The organism is Asticcacaulis biprosthecium C19, from assembly GCF_000204015.1.
GTDB lineage: Bacteria > Pseudomonadota > Alphaproteobacteria > Caulobacterales > Caulobacteraceae > Asticcacaulis > Asticcacaulis biprosthecius.
Genome location: NZ_GL883077.1, coordinates 1,792,989 through 1,795,416, shown reverse-complemented (window position 1 = coordinate 1,795,416; position 2,428 = coordinate 1,792,989). Strand labels below are relative to the sequence as shown.

The following is a 2,428-nucleotide window of genomic DNA, read 5'->3' as shown; positions in this document are numbered from 1 at the left end:
GCCGTTCAATGTGTCTTGGTCGAGGCCACCGTATAGTTCGTCGCCGCCCCCCAGACCGCTGAGGCTGTCGTTTCCGCCACCGCCGTAAAGGTGGTTTGTCGCTGAACCGCCGGTAAGGGTGTCGTTGCCGTCACCGGCATAAACGCCCAGACCATTTGCATCAGGCCCGTTGTTCTCAGTCGCATTGCCGACCGTAATGGAGTCGGAGTGGGACGAACCGTAAATGACGGAGTATTGCTCAATCCCGGTCAGCAAGCCGCCGCCGATTGTCGAAACGCCGCCCGCGAACGCCGCCGTCAGGTCGGCGGTAACGCCGGATGTGGCCCCGACCAGTGATAACAACAGAACGTCCGTATCCGCGCCGCCATCGACATGGTCTCCGTAGCCCGCAAACAACTGATCATTGCCAGCACCGCCACTCAAGCTGTCGATCTCTGCCCCGTCATCCCATGCGCCACCGTAACTCCAGACATTGGAATACAGAATGTCCGACGCGTCGCCACCATCAAGAACATCACCTCCGCCGTTTCCCAGGAGGGTGTCGCTACCTCCAACACCGTTTATCGTATCGGCGGACGCCGTGCCTTCGTAAGTATCGTTTCCTGGAGTGCCATTGTAGGTTGCCATTTTCGCCTCGTGTCATGAATCTTCCAATTCATACTTGCGTAACAGGCGAAAAATACAATTTTATTGTGCTTTTGTTAACATTTCTACCAAGGGTGATGCGCGCCGGTAACACCAGCCATGCTTGGCTGACCGAAATCACCACACCATGTGCGCCAGCACATCCGCCTGAGTCGCTCCGATCACCGTAATGGTGTTGCTCGCATCGAAAGTAATGACGACATTGCCGCCGACCTGGGCAACCAGGCTATTATTGGCCACACCGCCTGTATAGGCGTTGACATTGATGCTGTCGTTCTGCGCCGCCGAGAAGTCTGTGATGGTATCCTTGCCATTGCTGGCCTCGAACAGGAACACATCCGCCCCCAGACCGCCCGTCAGGCTGTCCTTGCCGCCCTTGCCGTTGATCGTATTGCTGCCGTCATTGCCCACCAACGTGTTGGTCAGAGAATTGCCTGTGGCGTTGATATTGTTGCTTCCCGTCAGGTTTATCGTCTCGGCATAACGGCCGCTGAGCGAATAGGTCACCGCCGAGAAGATGACATCCGTTCCCTCTCCACCCAGTTCGACCACAGCGTCGCCGGTGTTCTGGACATAGTAGGTATCGTTGCCGAGCCCGCCGCTCAGCACGTTGTTACCTGTATTGCCGGTCAGGACGTTGCCGACAGCATTGCCTGTGCCGTTGATTGCCGCGGTACCGGTCAGGGTCAGGCTCTCAACATCAACCGACAGCGTATAGGTCACCGACGACCAGACGGCATCCGCCCCACCGCCGGCAGCTTCGGTAATCACGTCGCCGGTGCTGTCGACGAGATAGCTATCATTGCCGCTACCGCCGATCAGGGTATCGGTGCCGGCGCCACCATCGAGGCTGTCGTGACCTGCGCCGGCGTCCAGCATATTGGCGCCGCCATTGCCCGTCAGCACATTGGCCAGTCCATTGCCTGTGGCGCTGGCAGCCGCTCCCGTCAGGGTTAGGTTCTCCACCTGCTTGCCCGCCAGGCTGTAGCTGACCGACGCGATGACCAGGTCGGTTCCACCGCCCGCGGTTTCAACGACGCTGTCGCCGGCGGCATCGACATAATAGGTGTCGTTGCCCAGGCCTCCGGTCAGGGTGTCGCTCCCCGCTCCGCCATCCAGAACATTGTGGCCGGCATTGCCGGTCAGGCTGTTCCCAAGGCTGTTGCCTGTGCCATTCAGATCCGCCGATCCGGTCAGACTCAGGTTTTCGACCAACATGCCGGCCAGCGACCAGGTCAGCGATGAAACCACCAGGTCCGTGCCTTCGCCGGGCAGTTCGACGACGGCATCACCGATGGCCTGGACATAGTAGGTGTCGTTGCCGGCGCCTCCGATCAGGGTGTCGCTGGCCCCGCCGCCATCCAGGCTGTTGTTGCCGGCATTGCCGGTCAAGGTATTGCCGAGGCCGTTCCCGGTCGCATCGAAATGGGCGCTTCCGGTCAGGGTCAGGTTCTCGACCACCCGCCCGGCCAGACTGTAGCTGGCACTTGCGACAACCAGGTCGGTCCCCTGGCCACTCAGCTCGACGACATCGTCGGTGGCACTATCGACGTAGAAGGTGTCGTTCCCCGTCCCGCCCGTCAACAGGTCGCTGCCCGTCCCGCCATCGAGACTGTCATGGCCCTGACCGCCGTTGACGGTGTCGTTGCCGCCCTGTCCGAACGCGATGTCGTCGCCATCCCCCGCATTGATGGTTTCGCCGGCATTGCCGCCGAACAGGACGTCGGCATTGCCCGTCCCGTTCAGCGTCGCCGGCGGTGCCACCACGCCATCATCGTCCACA

2 protein-coding genes are annotated in these 2,428 nt (G+C 60.7%); both read right to left on the bottom strand.

Annotated features, from left to right (window positions below; all coding sequences use genetic code 11):
* On the bottom strand, nucleotides 1-627 hold a 627-nt coding region (locus tag ABI_RS25600), incomplete at its 3' end, for a calcium-binding protein (RefSeq protein WP_040308717.1).
* Nucleotides 628-762: 135 nt separating this feature from the next.
* Entirely contained in the window at nucleotides 763-2,427 is a 1,665-nt protein-coding gene (locus ABI_RS08355) for a beta strand repeat-containing protein (protein WP_050808227.1), read from the bottom strand.
* Nucleotide 2,428: the final 1 nt, after the last annotated feature.